Source organism: Bacillus sp. PAMC28571, assembly GCF_014250435.1.
Classification (GTDB): domain Bacteria; phylum Bacillota; class Bacilli; order Bacillales; family Bacillaceae; genus Bacillus; species Bacillus safensis.
The window spans coordinates 1013113-1030731 of the sequence record NZ_CP060191.1; the positions used below are offsets into that span (position 1 = coordinate 1013113).

The following is a 17619-nucleotide window of genomic DNA, read 5'->3' on the forward strand; positions in this document are numbered from 1 at the left end:
GTTTATTATACCTTGAAGCTGAATCATTGGAAATGATGTGTCTTTATTCCTAATGAGTGTGTGCGTCATATGTTTTGAAAAACAATGTTTGATTTGGGAAATGTAGGATGATAGGATGAAAATTTTTGAAATTTTAGAATAATCTATTGTATTCTGGTCAAGAAGTCGGTAAGGTCAAAGTAAGAATATGGAAGGGGTGTTGTTCATGAAACGCATTTCTCTAACTGTTTTGTCCATATGTCTGTTTGTTTTCTCGTTTTTTCTGCCTGTCAGCCAAGTCAATGCGAACGAATCTCATGGGAGTAAAGTAGCTGTTGGTAAAGATGGCATGGTGGCTACTGCTCACCCGCTGGCATCAGAAGTAGGTGCTGATGTATTGAAGAAAGGTGGAAACGCAGTGGATGCTGCTGTTGCCATCCAGTACGCACTGAATGTGACAGAGCCAATGATGTCTGGAATTGGCGGCGGTGGTTTTATGATGGTTTATGATGGAAAGACAAAAGAAACATCCATCATCAATAGTAGAGAACGAGCACCACAGGGCGCAACACCTGACATGTTTTTAACGGATGAGGGAAAAGTCATCCCATTTGCTGAGCGATCCACACACGGTAATGCGGTTGGTGTTCCAGGGACAGTAAAAGGTCTCGAAGCAGCATTAGATAAGTGGGGAACCCGTTCGATGAAGGAATTGATTGAGCCTTCCATTCAGCTTGCAGAGGATGGATTTGAAATCGATTCTGTTCTAGCAAAAGCCATTGAAGATCATCAAGAAAAGCTGAAAAAAACGGCCGCAGCGCCAATCTTTCTTCCAGATGATCAGCCGCTCAAAGAAGGCGATCTGCTTGTACAGCCAGGTCTTGCGAAAACATTTAAGCTCATTGCGAAAAAAGGAAGCAAAGCATTTTATGAAGGAAAAGTAGCAAAAGCACTTGCAAAGACAGTCCAAGATTTTGGCGGAACGATGACAATTGATGACCTTGGTCGTTATGAGGTCAAGACTGACAAGCCTATCTGGGGGGACTATAAAGGATACCAGCTTGCAAGTATGCCTCCACCAAGCTCAGGCGGTGTGTTTATGCTGCAAATACTCAAAATACTAGATCACTTCAATCTATCACAATATGACCCCAAATCATTCGAAAAATATCAGCTGCTAGCTGAAACAATGCATCTCTCCTATGCTGACCGTGCTGCATATGCAGGCGACCCCGAATTCGTAGATGTTCCACTAAAAGGACTACTAGACGATGATTACATTTCAAAAAGAGCTTCTCTCATTCAATTAGATCAAATGAACAAAAACCCGAAAGAAGGAGATCCATGGGCGTATGAGGATGAAAAAAATCCATCCCCAATTGTCCCGCAGCCAGAAGATAAAACCATTGGCGAGACCACTCATTTTACTGTTGCCGATCAGTGGGGAAATGTCGTGTCATTCACAACAACCATTGAACAGTTATTTGGTACAGGGATCCTTGTTCCGGAATATGGCTTTTTCTTAAACAATGAACTAACAGATTTTGACGCAAGACCAGGCGGAGCAAATGAAGTCCAGCCGAATAAGCGTCCATTATCCAGTATGACTCCAACCATCATATTCAAAGATAACGAGCCGGTCATGACTGTGGGCTCACCTGGAGGAACGACTATTATTGCTTCTGTTTCACAAACCATATTAAACTTGCTTGAATACGACATGGAGCTGCAAGATGCGGTGGAAGAGCCGCGGATTTATACAAACAGTACAACTTCTTACCGTTACGAAGTAGGTGTTCCCCTTGATGTAAGAACGAAGCTAAATGATATGGGTCATCGTTTTGGCAGTTCACCTATTGATATAGGAAATGTGCAAGCCTTGCTCATTGATCGGAAAGCAGGGACATTTACAGGAGTAGCTGACTCCTCGAGAAATGGAACCGCTGTTGGTGTCAATTTAAAGCTTTCTGCCGATTAAAAACCATTTCCCGGGAAAAGAAGCGCCTCTTCAAGATGGCGTTTCTTTTTTTGTTTAAATGAAAAAACATAGTTGACACCTGTGAATAGTTTGAATAATATATAGACTAACATCAATCATACATAGCTGATCGGACAACCGAAGGCTCTTGGCAATTTGAAGTACAGGACTGTGATGTATTTCAGGTGGCTAAGGGTCTTTTTTGCGTATGAAACGGCAAGGTTGGTGTCACTATTTTTGATAACGGGGGAGCGGGATAACATGAAAAAGTGGAAATGGATCTGGGTCGTGACCATTATATTCGTCTTGGCTGTGACGAGTATTGCATGCTCAAACGCAAACGAAGCTTCAAAGCAAAAGGGAAAGGTTGAGCTGTTAAATGTTTCGTATGATCCTACACGTGAATTGTATCAGGAATACAATCAAGCCTTTCAGACGTATTGGAAAGACAAAACAGGTGAGGATGTCACGATCAAGCAGTCTCACGGTGGATCAGGAAAGCAGGGAAGATCGATTATTGATGGACTTGAGGCAGATGTGGCAACACTGGCTTTAGGGTATGACATTGATGCGATTGCAGATCGCGGACTGCTTTCAAAAGATTGGCAAAAAGAATTTCCAAATCAGTCAACACCGTATACATCGACCATTGTGTTTCTTGTGAAGAAAGGGAATCCCAAAAATATTAAAGATTGGGACGACTTGATTCGGCCAGGTGTGTCCATCATTACGCCAAATCCGAAAACGTCCGGCGGTGCGAGATGGAATTACTTAGCTGCATGGGCCTACGCCGATAAAACATTTCATGGGAATGAAGAAAAAACAAAGGATTTTGTCAAAAAGCTATATGAACATGTCGAAGTCCTTGATTCAGGTGCACGCGGAGCCACAACGACCTTTGTTGAACGCGGACTTGGGGATGTGTTAATTGCATGGGAGAATGAAGCCTATTTAACGCAGCACGAACTAGGCAAAGACAAATTTGAAATTGTCACCCCATCGATTAGTATTCTAGCGGAGCCGCCTGTTGCGGTCGTAGATCAAAATGTGAAACGTAAAGGAACAGAGAAAGTGGCGAAGGCTTATTTAGATTATTTATATTCTAAAAAAGGGCAGGAAATTGCGGCGAAAAACTATTATCGTCCTAGAAATCCAGAAGTCTTAAACAAATATAAAGACCAGTTTAAAAAGATTGATATGGTGACGATTGATCAAGCGTTTGGCGGGTGGAGAAAAGCGCAGAAAAGATTTTTTGATGATGGCGGATTATTTGATCAAATATACAGCGGACAAAAATAGGGGGCGATGTGATGAAGAAAGCACATGCAGCCGCCAATAAAAGAAAACGTATATTGCCTGGATTTGGGCTGAGCCTTGGGGTGACGCTCGTTTATGTGAGTGCGATTGTCGTCATTCCTTTATCCATGGTATTTATTTGGACGGCTTCATTAGGAGCAGAGGGGATTTGGAAGGTTTTTACCGATGCAAGAGTATTGAAGTCGCTTCAGCTGACCGTGACGACTTCCTTTGCAGCTGCTCTCATCAATGCAGGGTTTGGTGTATTGATTGCCTGGGTTCTCGTCAGGTACACATTCCCTGGAAAGAAAATTTTAGATGCTCTCATTGATTTGCCTTTTGCTCTCCCAACAGCTGTTGCAGGTATTGCCCTAACCACCCTTTATTCTCCTAATGGATGGATTGGTCAATTTCTGCATATCAAGGTGGCATACACGCCGATTGGGATTATTTTGGCACTGATTTTTATTGGCATTCCATTTGTTATCAGAACCGTTCAGCCTGTCATAGAAGGGCTGCAGCAGGAAGTAGAAGAGGCTGCGGCGATTCTTGGAGCGACAAGGAGACAGACCTTTTTTCACATACTGCTGCCTGCCTTGTTTCCTGCGGTGATGACTGGATTTTCACTTGCGTTTGCAAGAGCACTAGGTGAATATGGCTCTGTTGTGTTTATTGCTGGAAATATTCCGTTTAAAACAGAAATTACACCGCTGATGATCATGTCCAAGCTTGAACAATATGATTATCATGGTGCAGCAGCGATTGCATGCTTGATGCTGCTTCTTTCGTTTTTCATCCTGTTATTGATTCACGGCATTCAGTGGTATGTTGAGCGGAAAAAACAAGTATACGTGAGGTGAAACCATTGGAGAGAGAGCTTAGTCATCAGCACCATGTTCAGTATAAAAGTCCTGTAACCGAATCTAAAGGGGTGAAAATCCTCTTGATTACGGTCGTGTATGTTTTTTTGATTTTATTTTTACTCATACCGCTGATCGCCGTTTTTTCAAAAGCATTTGAGAAAGGATGGAGTTCATACCTTCTGGCCATCTCACATCCAGATACACTCGCGGCGATCAAATTGACTGTTTTCATTGTCGTCGTCACCTTGCCGCTTCAAATGATCTTTGGGGTGAGTGCTGCATGGCTTATCACAAAATTTAATTTCCGCGGAAAACGTTTGTTAACGACTGTGATTGATCTCCCGTTTGCCGTTTCGCCTGTGATTGCTGGACTTGTATTTGTGCTTTTATTTGGTTCAAACGGGCTTTTAGGACCTTGGCTTATGGCGAATGGATGGAAAGTCATTTATTCTGTACCAGGCATGATCCTAGCCACCATATTCGTTACATTTCCGTTTATTGCTAGAGAATTAATCCCGTTTATGCAGCATGAAGGCATTCATGAGGAGGAAGCATCGCTCACACTTGGTGCAAACGGATGGAAGACTTTTTTCTTTGTGACACTGCCGAATATCAAATGGGCTCTTTTTTACGGTGTCATTTTAGCCGGGGCAAGAGCGATTGGTGAATTTGGTGCCGTGTCGGTTGTATCAGGTCATATTCGAGGCATGACCAATACGATGCCGCTTCATATCGAAATTTTATACAATGAGTACCAATTTCAAGCCGCTTTTGCTGTGGCGTCTCTCATGGCGTTTGTGGCAGTCATTACTTTAATCATTAAGCAAATCATTCAGCAGAGGGAACACCGGCTTGGCAAGCGCTCAACATAAATGGAGGGATCGGCCTTGGGGATTACAGCAAAACAAATATCAAAACAATTTGGTCAGACAAAGGTTTTGCAAAACGTGGATTTATCGATAAGAAATGGTGAATTGATCTCTTTACTAGGACCATCTGGCTCTGGGAAAACGACTTTATTAAGAATCATTGCAGGTCTTGATTATGCCAATAACGGACAGATTTTATTTGGAGATCAGGATTACACACACATTCCAGTACGAAAACGGCAGATCGGTTTTGTATTTCAGCAATATGCACTTTTTCGAAATATGACGGTTTTTGATAATGTGGCATATGGGCTGAAAATGAAACCTAGAGGAGAAAGACTGCCTAAAAAAGACATCAAAGAGCGGGTACATGAGCTTTTAGAGGTTGTTCAGCTTACGCAGTTTGAGCAGCGGTATCCAGATCAGCTGTCAGGCGGGCAAAAGCAGCGTGTGGCACTGGCGCGCGCACTTGCCGTTCAGCCGAAGGCACTCCTCTTAGATGAACCTTTTGGTGCACTTGATACAAAGGTGAGGAAAGAATTAAGGCATTGGCTGAAAAAAGTTCATCGTGACTTTCAAATGACCACCATTTTTGTGACACATGATCAAGAAGAAGCATTCGATATTGCTGATCGTGTTGTGGTGATGAATGAAGGAAGAATCGAAAAAATTGGCACAAAGGAAGAAATGGCAGTGCAGACAGACAATCTATTTGTATCTGAATTTTTAGATATAGGAAGCCACATTTAACAAGCAGTATAGAAGATTAGAAGGAAGAGACGCGGTGATGACTGCGTCTTTTTTTATTTAAATTTCCCTAGGGACATTGACTTATAATTTTGAATATTATAATATCTTTACAAAGGTAACAGTATTGAACATTTTTCAGAACGCATAATTGTAAGCGCTTTATAAAAGGTTCTATTCTAAAATGTTCTTTCTTTTGTTACATGTGTTCATATTTATACCAAATGAAAGGGGTGGTTGTTTGAACAGCTTGTTTGAGTTAGATGAACAACTGATTAAGCTGCAGTTCGAAGCATCTTCGAGAGAGGAGGTGACCACATATTTAGCAGGGCGGTTAGAAGCTGGAGGGTACATTAAATCGAGCTTTTTACCAGCAGTGCTTGAAAGAGAAAAAACATATCCTACAGGCCTTCCACTGGCAGCCTTTGGGGTAGCGATTCCGCATACAGATCCTGAGCATGTGAACAAACCAGCGATTAGTGTAGCTACTTTAAAGGAACCTGTCATTTTCCATAAGATGGGAAGCCCTGATGAAACAGTGCAAGCCAAAATTGTGTTTGTCCTAGCAATCTCTGAGCCTAGCAAACAGCTTGTGATGCTGGAGAAGCTGATGACACTTTTTAGAAAAGAAGAAGTGATGACAAAGCTCTCACACATGACATCTTATGAAGAAGCAGTTGACGTGCTTCAGCAAGAATTAAACCAATAGCCATTCACGGAAATATGTAAGCGCTTTATCTGAAAAAATTCAGGAGGTGGATGTATGATCAAGCAAGCCGTCGATTTTATATTAGACCTTGGACCAACTATTATGCTCCCGATTATTATGACGCTTTTCGGTATGATTTTAAGGCAGGGCTTTAAGAAATCCTTCAGGGCCGGTATTACGATCGGAATTGGATTTGTCGGTGTTAATCTTGTCATTAATTTGCTCGTGAGCGGTCTAGGGCCAGCAGCAAAAGCCATGGTTAATTCCCTTGGGCTAAAGCTCGATATTTTGGATGTTGGATGGCCGATTGGAGCTGCCATATCCTTTGGTACACCCGTTGCCCCGCTCATGATTCCTCTTGTGCTTTTACTAAATGTCATCTTATTGTCCGTGAACTTTACGAAAACGCTGAATGTGGATATTTGGAACTTCTGGCATTTGATTTTCGCAGCCTCTGTTACTTACTACGCTTATCATAATATGTTCTTGGCTCTTGCTGTTGGCTTGATTGTCTCTGCGATCACGCTAAAATTAGCCGATTGGACGGCGCCGACAATTGAACACCATTTCGGATTAAAAGGCGTATCGATGGCTCATGCTGAAACGGTCAACTTCGCCCCGCTGATGTATGCGTCCAACCGCATCATTGATAAGATCCCTGGTTTAAACAAAATTCATGCTGATCCAGAAACATTGAAGAAACGCTTTGGCATTTTTGGCGAACCGCTTGTGATGGGTCTCATACTTGGTATCATTATTGGTCTTCTCGGCGGCTATGATGCAAAAGGTGTGATGACGCTCGGTATTCAAATGGCAGCAGTTCTTGTCTTAATGCCAAGAATGGTTGCGCTATTAATGGAAGGGCTCATTCCAATCTCTGAGGGCGCTCGTTCTTATATTCAAAAGCGTTTCCCTGGGAAAAATGTCTATATTGGTTTAGATACAGCGATTGTGATTGGTCATCCAGCGAATATGGCGGTAGCCCTTTTAATGGTGCCGATTACGATTTTGCTCGCAGTTGTCCTGCCTTACAATGGCATGCTCCCGTTTGCTGACTTATCGGTTCTGCCATTTACAGTTGTCTGGGCAGTAGCAGCCGCGCGTGGAAATATTATTCGCGGTCTTATTAACAGTATTTTTACATTAATGATTGTCTTCTTTATCGCAACGAACCTTGCACCGCTTGCGACAACCATGGGGAAAGCAGTCGGCTTTGATTTCCCAGAAGGGGCAAACATGATTTCAGGTATTGATCTTGGTTCTCACGTCATTCCTTGGATCATGGTGAGACTTCTTGATCCGAGCAACCCTTACTTTATTGCAGCGATTATCTGTGCTCTGGCTTATGCGCTTCTATGGTACTGGGTGCGAAATGATATTAAAAAGCAGTATGCGAAAGAAATGGGCTTAGATCAAAAAGAACAATAAATGAGCTGGAGGGATTCTAATGGCGAAGAAAATATTAGTATCATGCGGAACGGCAGTTGCAACATCAACGGTTGTGGCTAAAAAGGTAGAAGAGACGTTAAAGGAAAAAGGATATGATGTCGTCGTGGAACAGTGTAAGGCATCTGAAGTCCCGCAAAAAGCGGAGGGCGCCGATTTAATTGTGACGACAACGCCTGTAAGTGATACCAAAGGGACACCTGTGATTCAAACATTATCCTTTTTAACTGGATTTGGTATTGAAGATGATATCGAGAAAATCATCGATCATATCAAGTAGAGAGTTATTGCATGGAGGAGCTTTCGGGCTCCTTCTAGTGATCTGAAAGGAGGAAGTCTCATGCAGCATCATGCTTATAGCCGAACGTCTGCACTGTTGTCTATTTTTCTTCCGGCTGTGCTCATCTGTCTGTTTTTTCTCTGGTCTCTTTATACGTTATGGTCAGCAGGACCTGAGCCTTTAGCTGTGTTAGGCGTTTATACGCTGCCTATTCTCATGCTCTCTAGTATTACAGGACTGAACCAGCCGACAAACGTCGTCATTAGTGAAGATCAACTGAAGATAGGGGCTTTTGGCAGATGGCACACATATGCAGTTTCTGATATTAAAGGAAAGCTTTTTTTAAAGCCATATCCTCATATTGGGAAAGTCTATGTCAGGGTGGGACCAGCCCGGATATTCGGAGGGCGCTACTGGATATCAAGTGAGATGAGTGAGTACAAGCAGCTTGTTCAAACACTGCAGGATTTTGCGAAGGGTGATGAAAAGGAGGATGCCGCTACATGAAATCAGCTGTCTTTTATTCTTCAGAGGACATTCGGTATGAGGAGCGGAACCGGCCAGTCATCGGTGATGATGAAGTTTTGTTAAAGCTGCAAGCCTGCGGCTTATGCGGAACGGATATTTACAAAGCAACACATGAGACAGTACCTTCTGGGACGGTGTTAGGACATGAAATCGCTGGTGATATTGTCGAGACCGGCAAGCGTGTGACAAATGTCCAGACGGGAGACAGGGTCTATGTGGCGCATCATGTGCCTTGTTTCACCTGTGACTTTTGTCAAAAGGGATTTTATACGATGTGCCCGCAGTTTACAGCCACAAATGTAGAGCCGGGCGGGTTTTCAGAATATATCCGTGTACCTGCTTTGCATGTCAAGCACACGATGGGCAAGCTTCCAAAAGACGTATCGTATGAGCAAGGGGCGATGGTAGAACCGGTAGCCTGCTGTCTGCATGGGTTTGAACGAGCTCCTGTTCACCCAGGAGATTCCGTATTGATCCTTGGAGCGGGGCAAATTGGCTGTATTCAATTGCAGCTCGCCAAATATTATTTGGCTGGGAAAGTGATGATAACAGATGTGAATGAGAACAGGCTGCTGCAAGCGAGGAGTTTAGGTGCAGACGCCTCCTTCCATCCAGCAGCTGAGCCGGTTGAAAACCGGGTGATGAAAGAAACAGATGGAAAGGGAGCAGACCTTGTCATTATTTCTGTTGGGAGCAGTGCGCTTTTAAAAGAAGCGTTTCAGGCTGTAGCGCGGGGCGGGACGATTTTGGTGTTTGCTCATTTTCCAAAGGGAGATGTGGCCATTCCTGCTGAACGATTTTTCAATGATGAAGTGAAGGTAGTAGGAGCCTATTCCTCGCATCCATATCATTATCGTGAAGCCCTTGAGCTTTTGAAAGCAAAAGTGGTCAACACTGAAAAGATGGTGACGCATCGTTATCCGTTAAGCCAGCTGCTTCAGGCGATAGAATGTGCAAGGCATCCTGAGGGTGAGAGCGTCAAAATCATGATGTATCCAGATGAATGAGTGTATGAGATTAAAAGAGAAAGAGAAGTTCTTTGGAAAAGGGCTTTGCCTTTCTCTTTTTTTCTGATAAAAGATGAAAACGCTTAAAAATGAGAGAGAAATGCTTGACTTCGATGACACTTAAACGTATGATAATTACAAATGTAACACATAAGAACAAATGTAAAGGGGAGAGAAGAAATGCAAAAACAAATCACTTTGCCTGAACAGATTAGTCATGAGAAATTAGCAGATTTATATAAACAAATGTGGTTAGTGAGATATTTTGATGAAAAGGTCGATCAATTTTTTGCAAAAGGACTTATCCATGGCACCACTCATTTATGTGTTGGACAGGAAGCGTCAGCTGTTGGATCGATTGCCGTATTAGAAGATAAAGATAAGATCGTCAGCACACACAGGGGACACGGTCACTGTATTGCAAAAGGGGCCGAGGTTAATAAAATGATGGCTGAATTGTTTGGACGTGAAACCGGCTATTGTAAAGGAAAAGGCGGCTCCATGCATATTGCGGACTTAGAAAAAGGAAATCTTGGGGCAAATGGAATCGTTGGCGGCGGTATCCCGCTGGCAACAGGTGCAGCGCTCACATCTAAAATGAAGCAGGAAGGCTTTGTTGTTCTTTGTTTCTTCGGAGATGGTGCCACAAATGAAGGCAGCTTCCATGAAGCATTAAACCTTGCGTCTATTTGGGATTTACCAGTTGTGTTTATTTGTGAAAATAACCAGTACGGCATGTCTGGCCCTGTGAAAGAAATGATCAACATTGAAGACATTTCAACAAGAGCAGAAAGCTACGGAATGCCAGGAAAAACGGTTGATGGAAATGACATGGTCGAAATTATGAACACAGTTGATGAAGCAGTCAGCCGTGCGAGAGCGGGAGAAGGCCCATCACTCATTGAAATGAAAACGTACCGCTGGAAGGGTCACTCTAAGAGTGATGCGAAAAAATACCGTACACGTGAAGAAGAGACAGAGTGGAGACAAAAAGACGGAATCAAACGCTTTAAGTCTCTCTTGATTGAACTAAATGTTTTGACAGAAGAGCAGGCAGCAAGCTTACAGGAAGAAGCAAAGCAGGAAATTGAAGCGTCTGTCGAATTCGCCAAAAACAGTAAAGAACCGTCAATTGACACACTATTAGAGGATGTATACGCCTAATTAGGAGGGGAATCACGTGACAAAAACAACAGTGAGAGAGATTTCGTATTTAGAAGCCGTTCGAGAGGCAATGAGTCAGGAAATGAGAGAAAACCAAGATGTCTTCATTTTAGGTGAAGATATCGGCGTATATGGAGGTGCTTTTGGGGTCACGCGCGGCATGATTGAAGAATTCGGTCCAGAGCGCGTTCGCAATACACCTATCTCAGAGGCTGCCATCGCAGGTGGGGCAGTCGGAGCGGCTTTAACTGGTATGCGTCCGATTTTAGAACTTCAATTCTCTGACTTTATCACAATCGCAATGGATCAGCTTGTGAACCAAGCAGCCAAAACACGATACATGTTTGGCGGAAAAGGAAAGGTGCCGCTTGTCGTAAGAACACCAGCAGGATCAGGAACGGGCGCAGCGGCGCAGCACTCCCAAAGCCTAGAAGCGTGGATGGCGCATATTCCAGGACTTAAAGTGGTTCAGCCTTCAACAGCCTATGATGCAAAAGGACTTTTAAAAGCGGCGATGGATGATGACAACCCTGTCATTTTCTACGAGCACAAGCTTTTATATAAAACAATCGGTGAAGTGCCTGAAGAGCAATATTCCATTCCTCTAGGGAAAGCAGATGTGAAAAGAAGCGGGAAAGACGTCACGATTGTAGCAACAGCGATTATGGTACACAAAGCGTTAGAAGCGGCGAAGGAACTAGAAGCAGAGGGAATCGATGTTGAAATCATTGACCCAAGAACACTCGTCCCATTAGATGAAGAAACGATTATCGAATCTGTGAAGAAAACAGGTAAATGTATCGTCGTTCATGAAGCGGTAAAACGAGGCGGCTATGGCGGAGAGATTGCAAGTATGATAGCGGAAAGTGAAGCCTTTGACTACTTAGATGCTCCAATTAAACGACTTGGCGGTCTTGCGGTCCCAATACCATACAACCCGACGCTGGAAAAAGCGGTCATTCCACAAGTGCCAGATATTATTGAAGCAGCAAAAGAGCTTGTGCGCTCTTAAGTAAAGGGGAGAAGATCATGCCAAAAGAGATATTTATGCCGAAGCTGAGCAGTACGATGGAAGTCGGCACCTTGCTTCAATGGTTTAAAGAAGAAGGAGATTCGGTTGAAATCGGTGAGCCTCTTTTTGAAATTATGACAGACAAGATCAATATTGAGGTGGAAGCCTATGATGATGGTATTTTTCTAAAGAAATATTATGAAGCCGATGATCAAATTCCAGTTAATGCTGTCATTGGATACATCGGAGAGGCAAATGAACAGGTGCCAAGCGAACCGCCAGCACAATCAGATGAAGATTCACCAGACAGCAGCGAATCGTCTTCATCAGAAGCGGCTTCATCCAGTTCTACTGAAGCCCCAAAAACACCTAATGAAAAAGTACGTGCCACACCTGCGGCGAGAAAAACGGCAAAAGATCATCATGTAGCGATTCATGAGGTATCTGGCACAGGACCTAAAGGCAGAGTTCAAAAGCGTGACGTCGAGGCGGCCGTCCACTCTAGTGAGAAAGATCAGCGCGTGTCACCGCTTGCAGAAAAAGTGGCTGCTCGTGAAGGAATCAATTTAGCGAATGTTGCTGGATCTGGTGCACACGGAAAAATTATGAAGAGTGATGTAACGGCAGCAGCTGCACAAACAGTAGAGTCTTCTCCAGCGAAAACACAAAAACTAGCTGGCATGAGAAAAGTGATTGCTGACCGCATGTCACAAAGTGCCTTTACAGCACCACACGTGACATTAACAAGTGAAATCGATATGACAAAAGCGAAAGAAGTACGCAAACAGCTATTGCCAGCGATTGAAAAAGAGACAGGCTACAGACTGTCGTTCACAGAAATTATCATTCATGCGGTCAGCAACGTACTCACACGCCACCCGCAGATCAATATGACGTTTGAACAAAATGAGCTCCATTTCCATGATGATGTGCACATTGGTCTCGCTGTCGCTGTAAAAGATGGCTTAATGGTTCCAGTCATTTCTCATGCGAACCAAAAAGGGTTAAAACAGCTGACAAAAGAGGCGAAAGAAATCGGCCGAAACGCACGTGACCAAAAACTGCTGCCAGACCAGCTGAAAGGGTCCACTTTTACCATTAGTAACTTAGGGATGTATGCCATTGATACCTTTACCCCGATTATTAATCAGCCGGAAGTGGCGATCTTAGGGGTTGGGCGCATTCAAGAAAAACCTGTTGTAGTAGATGGAGAAATTCAGGTGCGGCCGATGATGGGCGTTAGTTTATCGTTTGATCACCGAGTGGTAGATGGCGCACCAGCGGCTGCCTTTTTAACAGATCTTAAAAAAGTGCTTGAACAACCATTTGAATTGCTAATGTAGGAGATGAATCGGATGACGAAAACGTATGATCTGACAGTCATTGGCGGAGGGCCTGGCGGGTATACTGCCGCCCTTCAAGCAGCTGAGCGTGGACGGAAGGTCGCATTGATTGAAGAGGATTTTCTAGGCGGTACTTGTTTAAATCGGGGCTGTATTCCTTCAAAGACGCTGCTCAAACATGCAGAAGTCATTGAATCAATTGAGAAGGCGAAAAGCTGGGGAATTGAAACAGGTGATTTGGTCCTTTCCTTCGATAAAATGAGAAAGCGCAAAGATGACGTCATTGAAAAGCTCAGAGGCGGAATTGCCTTTTTATTAAAGCAAGGAAAGATTGATGTATATAACGGCAGAGGTACAGCTGTTACAAAGCACCGGATTGAGATTGAAAAGCAAGATGGGGCAGAATCGATCGAAACGAAAGAACTCATCATTGCTACTGGATCTTCACCTGCCATTCCGCCAATACCGGGCCTTAAAGACATTCAATTTGACACAAGTGATACAATCTTTGACATTCCAGATATTCCGGCTTCTGTCGTCATCATTGGCGGCGGTGTCATTGGACTTGAGCTGGCTTGTATCTTCCAGAGTCTTCAATCAAAAGTCACGATTATCGAAGCGGCTCCGTCTATTATTCCGCAAGAGGATGAGGAAGCATCTAAGCTGCTAGAAAGAGAATTAAAGAAAAAAGGCATCCATATCGCGAAAAAAACCACTGTGACAGAGGTGACGGAAAGCGAAGGAATCAAAGCGGTTCATGCATCAGACGATAAAGGAGAGACGCATATCTTTACGGCTGAAAGACTGCTTGTTTGTGTAGGAAGAAGACCTAGCGTTTCTGCTGTCAGCCAGCTTGACCTTCAGTTGGATGGTCCTTTTATCAAGGTGAACGACAAGATGCAGACAAGCGTGGAAGGTGTCTATGCAGTTGGGGATGTCGCTGGCGGCTATCAGCTTGCTCACGCAGCGATGGCAGAGGCCGCTGTTGCGGTCAGTAATATTTGCGGTGTGTCTGAAAAAATAAATGCTGATATCATGCCTAGATGTATTTATACATTACCAGAGGTAGCAAGTGTTGGTCTAACTGAAAAAGAGGCAAAAGCCAAAGGACTTAACGTGCGGGCAGAACGATTTGATTTAGCAGCAAGTGGTAAAGCACTAGCGGCAGGCGAGCAAACAGGTTTTATTAAATTGGTATACGATACAGCCTATGGTGAACTGATTGGTGCGACGATGGTTGGCCCGCACGTCACAGAGATGATTTCAGAAGCTTCCTCCTTTATGTATTTAGAAGGAACAGCAGAAGAGATGGCGAAAATGATTCATCCGCATCCGACCATCTCAGAAGGTTTTTATGAAGCAGCACTTGATATCGTGAGTAAGCTGAGAAAATAAATGCCAAACAAGGGATAGGGAGGAGATGCATGTGCACGTCCAGCTTCATCAGAAAGCGGCACTTGTGACAGGTAGCACAGATGGATTTGGAGAAGCCATCTGCCTGGCTTTAGCCCGGGCAGGTGCACATGTTTTTTTACACACGTTTCATGATGAATTAAAGGCTAAAACCATTCGTGAAGACATTCAAAAAATGGGCGGTCAAGCGAGTATCATTCAGAACCCGCTGGAAACGCCGCGTGATGCCACACAGATGCTGAGGCAAGTGATTGATACATGCGGTAAACTGGATATTTTGGTCAATCAAGCTGAACAAGGAGCGGACGCAGAGCTTGATGACGTGAGCCCAGATGAGTGGGTGGATGAAGTGGAATCGGCTGTGAATACCGTCTTTCTTTCCAGTCAGGCTGCCGTATGGCATATGGTTGATCAGAAGCAAGGCTGCATCATTAATATATCGTCATCAGGCAGTATCACAGGGGATGGCGGGATCTCACATGCTACATCAAATTCTATGCTGAATGCCATGACAAAAGGGTTAGCGAGAGAATTTAAAGACAAAGGTATCCGGGTGCTTGCGCTGCTGCCGCCGCCTCTCGATTTGGTTCCTGATACAGAGCAAATCAAGGAGACTGTGGCCCATATGACGGTGTTTCTCAGTACATCCTATGGTGCATTTACAGATGGCGCGGCGATTATGCTTGATGGGGGTGAGAGTGCTGGCTAATGTTCAAAAACCAGTTCTCATCGTTGGCGGAGCCCAAGGGATCGGAAAAGAAATTGCTGAGCGGTTTTTAAAAGAAGGGCACCAAGTCGCCGTGTCAGATATAGACGAAAAGGGACTTTCGCTCTTAAAGACACAGTATCCCAAGCTGCTGATATTTCAAGCTGACGTTTCATCGTGGGAAAGTGTTCAGCAAATGATATCAGCAGCTGAAAGGGAGCTGGGCGGTATTGCTCACCTTGTGTATTCAGCAGGAATGACAAAATCACTGCCTTTTTTAGAAGTCGATTTTTCACTTTGGAAAAAGACACTGGCTGTGAACTTATATGGTCTTTACTATTGCATCAAAGCGCTGGCACCCTATATGTGTGAGCGGCAGGAAGGCAGTGTTGTCATTATTGGATCGGGATCGGCAATCACCGGATCAGGCGGCGGTATTCAATATTATGCATCAAAAGCAGGGGCTTTTGGATTGATGCGTTCGCTCGTAAAAGAACTAGGCTCGCATCATATACGCATCAATGTGATTGCCCCCCGCGTCATTGAATCTCAAATGCTTGATACGCTCTATCCTACTGTAGAGGAGAAACGGCAGCTGCAATCACTCATTCCCATCGGAAGATTAGGAAAGCCTGAGGATATTGCAGGACTCACTTTATTTCTCACACGTGGCGAGGGGAGTTATTTGCACGGACAAATTATCCTGTTAGACGGAGGGAGAACGTATCAGCCGAAATATACTGAGGGAAAAAGAGCGGAGAGTTAATCGCTCTTTTTGTCATTTTCATAACAATTGTTCCAATTGGAAACGAATGTTTGGTATACTGGTAATCATAGTATATTAAAAGGATGATGTCACATGCTGAATTGGGAAGAAAGACGACAGCTCGTCAAAGTTGCTCATCTTTATTATACAGACGGGTGGACGCAGCAGGAAATTGCAAAAAAGCTCAATGTCTCAAGACCAGTCATTTCAAAGCTCTTACAAAAAGCGAAAGATGTGGGAATCGTTGAAGTGTACATTAAAGACGAAAGCATTCATACGGTGGAACTTGAAAAGCAGCTAGAAACAACCTTTCAATTAACAGATGCGGTCGTTGTCCCAAGTGTCGGGACAATGTCTGAGATGGTGAAGCGGGCAGTCGGTCAAGCAGGCGCCTATTATTTGTCTAAAAACATGAAAAATGCGGAGAAAATCGGTATTTCATGGGGCACGACGCTTGCTGAGCTTGTCAAAGAATATCCTTTTGAACGAAGAAATGATGTGAAGGTCATTCCTTTAGAAGGCGGAATGGGCAGGCAGGCGGTCGACATTCATGCCAATCAGCTGGCATATGAGCTGGCAAAGAAAATGAACGGCACGTGTTCCTATTTATATGCCCCTGCGATTTTAGAAACAGAAGAATTAAAAGAACGGCTTATGGCGATGCAGGACATAGAAGCTGTGCTTGAAGAAGGCAGAAATGTGGATATTGCCCTCATCGGTATTGGCAACCCACATAAAGGGTCAACTTTAAAAACAGTCGGTTATTTAAAAGAAGAGGACTTATCTGGTTTAAGGCAATCAGGGGCTGTCGGTGATATTGGCTTTCGTTTCTTTGATGGAGAAGGAAAACCTGTTCAAGATGAACTGAATCAAAAGGTCATTGGCTTATCGCTGGAACAATTAAAGAGCGTCAAAACGGTCATCGCTGTTGTAGAAGGAACCCATAAAGCTGAGAGCATTTTAGGGGCTTTAAATGGCGGCTTCATCCAAGTACTGGTGACAGACGAACTAACGGCGGCAGCCATTTTAAAGGAAGCATCCGTTCAATAAAAGACTGGCAGCGTTCGAATGGTATAACAAGAGCAACATCAAACGAGAAAGGAGCTGTGTATCTTGAAGAAAACCGAAATGGAAGCAAACCTACACTGTACTCGGTGCCAAGAAGAGACCCTCCACAGCATCGTTTATGTGAATGATCAGATGAAAAGCGTTGAGTGTACAGAGTGTCATCAAAAGATCAGTGTGCAAGTCGACATCATGAAGGAATTTTACAAGGAAGTATACGAGAAAATAGCAACAAAGCCAAAGCGGATCACGCAGGAATATAAGTCGAACCTGAATGGATTTATCTCAAGACTCCCAATCCGCGTGCTTAGTAAGCCATACCGGCTCATGAGATATTTAAACGAATCATACAAAGTGATCAAACAATATAAAAAATGAAGCAGAGACCATTTAGCACTCTGCTTCAGCGTGTAGGCAAACCCTCGCATTTTTTGTCAGTCCTCTGTTC

18 protein-coding genes are annotated in these 17619 nt (G+C 43.8%); all 18 read left to right on the plus strand.

Annotated features, from left to right (window positions below):
• Positions 1-205 precede the first annotated feature (205 nt).
• The 18 genes from ggt (at position 206) to H7F25_RS05015 (ending at position 17549) form a co-directional block, all read left to right on the plus strand.
• Entirely contained in the window at positions 206-1957 is a 1752-nt protein-coding gene (gene ggt, locus H7F25_RS04930) for a gamma-glutamyltransferase (protein ID WP_185854355.1), read from the plus strand.
• 261 nt (positions 1958-2218) lie between these two features.
• A complete protein-coding gene (locus H7F25_RS04935; RefSeq protein WP_044334584.1) occupies positions 2219-3256 on the plus strand; it encodes a sulfate ABC transporter substrate-binding protein in 1038 nt (345 codons plus the stop codon).
• Positions 3257-3267: 11 nt separating this feature from the next.
• Positions 3268-4113, plus strand: coding sequence for a sulfate ABC transporter permease subunit CysT (cysT, locus tag H7F25_RS04940; RefSeq protein WP_044334582.1), 846 nt, complete (start codon positions 3268-3270; stop codon positions 4111-4113).
• Between the two features lie 5 nt (positions 4114-4118).
• Positions 4119-4988 (plus strand): sulfate ABC transporter permease subunit CysW, encoded by an 870-nt coding sequence (gene cysW, locus H7F25_RS04945; protein ID WP_172880986.1) that lies wholly within the window; start codon positions 4119-4121, stop codon positions 4986-4988.
• A 15-nt stretch (positions 4989-5003) separates the two neighbouring features.
• The gene (locus H7F25_RS04950; RefSeq protein WP_024424953.1) at positions 5004-5735 is read left to right on the plus strand and encodes a sulfate/molybdate ABC transporter ATP-binding protein; all 732 of its coding nucleotides are present in this window, start codon (positions 5004-5006) and stop codon (positions 5733-5735) included.
• Positions 5736-5973: 238 nt separating this feature from the next.
• The gene (locus H7F25_RS04955) at positions 5974-6441 is read left to right on the plus strand and encodes a PTS sugar transporter subunit IIA (protein WP_024424952.1); all 468 of its coding nucleotides are present in this window, start codon (positions 5974-5976) and stop codon (positions 6439-6441) included.
• A gap of 54 nt (positions 6442-6495) precedes the next feature.
• Positions 6496-7869, plus strand: coding sequence for a PTS galactitol transporter subunit IIC (locus H7F25_RS04960; RefSeq protein ID WP_024426780.1), 1374 nt, complete (start codon positions 6496-6498; stop codon positions 7867-7869).
• A 19-nt stretch (positions 7870-7888) separates the two neighbouring features.
• The gene (locus tag H7F25_RS04965) at positions 7889-8167 is read left to right on the plus strand and encodes a PTS sugar transporter subunit IIB (RefSeq protein WP_003212259.1); all 279 of its coding nucleotides are present in this window, start codon (positions 7889-7891) and stop codon (positions 8165-8167) included.
• Between the two features lie 60 nt (positions 8168-8227).
• On the plus strand, positions 8228-8674 hold the full coding sequence (locus H7F25_RS04970) for a hypothetical protein (RefSeq protein WP_133743912.1): 447 nt from the start codon (positions 8228-8230) through the stop codon (positions 8672-8674).
• Positions 8671-9702, plus strand: a complete 1032-nt coding sequence (locus H7F25_RS04975) for an alcohol dehydrogenase catalytic domain-containing protein (protein WP_151862992.1) — start codon at positions 8671-8673, stop codon at positions 9700-9702. Before H7F25_RS04970 ends, H7F25_RS04975 begins: the two co-directional genes overlap by 4 nt.
• Before the next feature lie 180 nt (positions 9703-9882).
• Positions 9883-10866 (plus strand): pyruvate dehydrogenase (acetyl-transferring) E1 component subunit alpha, encoded by a 984-nt coding sequence (gene pdhA / locus H7F25_RS04980; RefSeq protein WP_024424949.1) that lies wholly within the window; start codon positions 9883-9885, stop codon positions 10864-10866.
• Between the two features lie 31 nt (positions 10867-10897).
• Positions 10898-11878, plus strand: coding sequence for an alpha-ketoacid dehydrogenase subunit beta (locus H7F25_RS04985; protein WP_034281944.1), 981 nt, complete (start codon positions 10898-10900; stop codon positions 11876-11878).
• A 17-nt stretch (positions 11879-11895) separates the two neighbouring features.
• Complete coding sequence (locus H7F25_RS04990) at positions 11896-13221, plus strand: dihydrolipoamide acetyltransferase family protein (RefSeq protein ID WP_185854356.1); 1326 nt, start codon at positions 11896-11898, stop codon at positions 13219-13221.
• A gap of 12 nt (positions 13222-13233) precedes the next feature.
• A complete protein-coding gene (gene lpdA, locus H7F25_RS04995; protein WP_185854357.1) occupies positions 13234-14616 on the plus strand; it encodes a dihydrolipoyl dehydrogenase in 1383 nt (460 codons plus the stop codon).
• Positions 14617-14641: 25 nt separating this feature from the next.
• The gene (locus tag H7F25_RS05000) at positions 14642-15343 is read left to right on the plus strand and encodes an SDR family NAD(P)-dependent oxidoreductase (RefSeq protein WP_258521777.1); all 702 of its coding nucleotides are present in this window, start codon (positions 14642-14644) and stop codon (positions 15341-15343) included.
• On the plus strand, positions 15321-16106 hold the full coding sequence (locus H7F25_RS05005; RefSeq protein ID WP_149126686.1) for an SDR family NAD(P)-dependent oxidoreductase: 786 nt from the start codon (positions 15321-15323) through the stop codon (positions 16104-16106). Before H7F25_RS05000 ends, H7F25_RS05005 begins: the two co-directional genes overlap by 23 nt.
• Positions 16107-16199: 93 nt before the next feature.
• Positions 16200-17156: a sugar-binding transcriptional regulator gene (locus tag H7F25_RS05010; protein WP_024424944.1), complete on the plus strand. Its 957-nt coding sequence runs from the start codon at positions 16200-16202 to the stop codon at positions 17154-17156.
• A 63-nt stretch (positions 17157-17219) separates the two neighbouring features.
• A complete protein-coding gene (locus H7F25_RS05015; RefSeq protein WP_024426788.1) occupies positions 17220-17549 on the plus strand; it encodes a hypothetical protein in 330 nt (109 codons plus the stop codon).
• Positions 17550-17619: the final 70 nt, after the last annotated feature.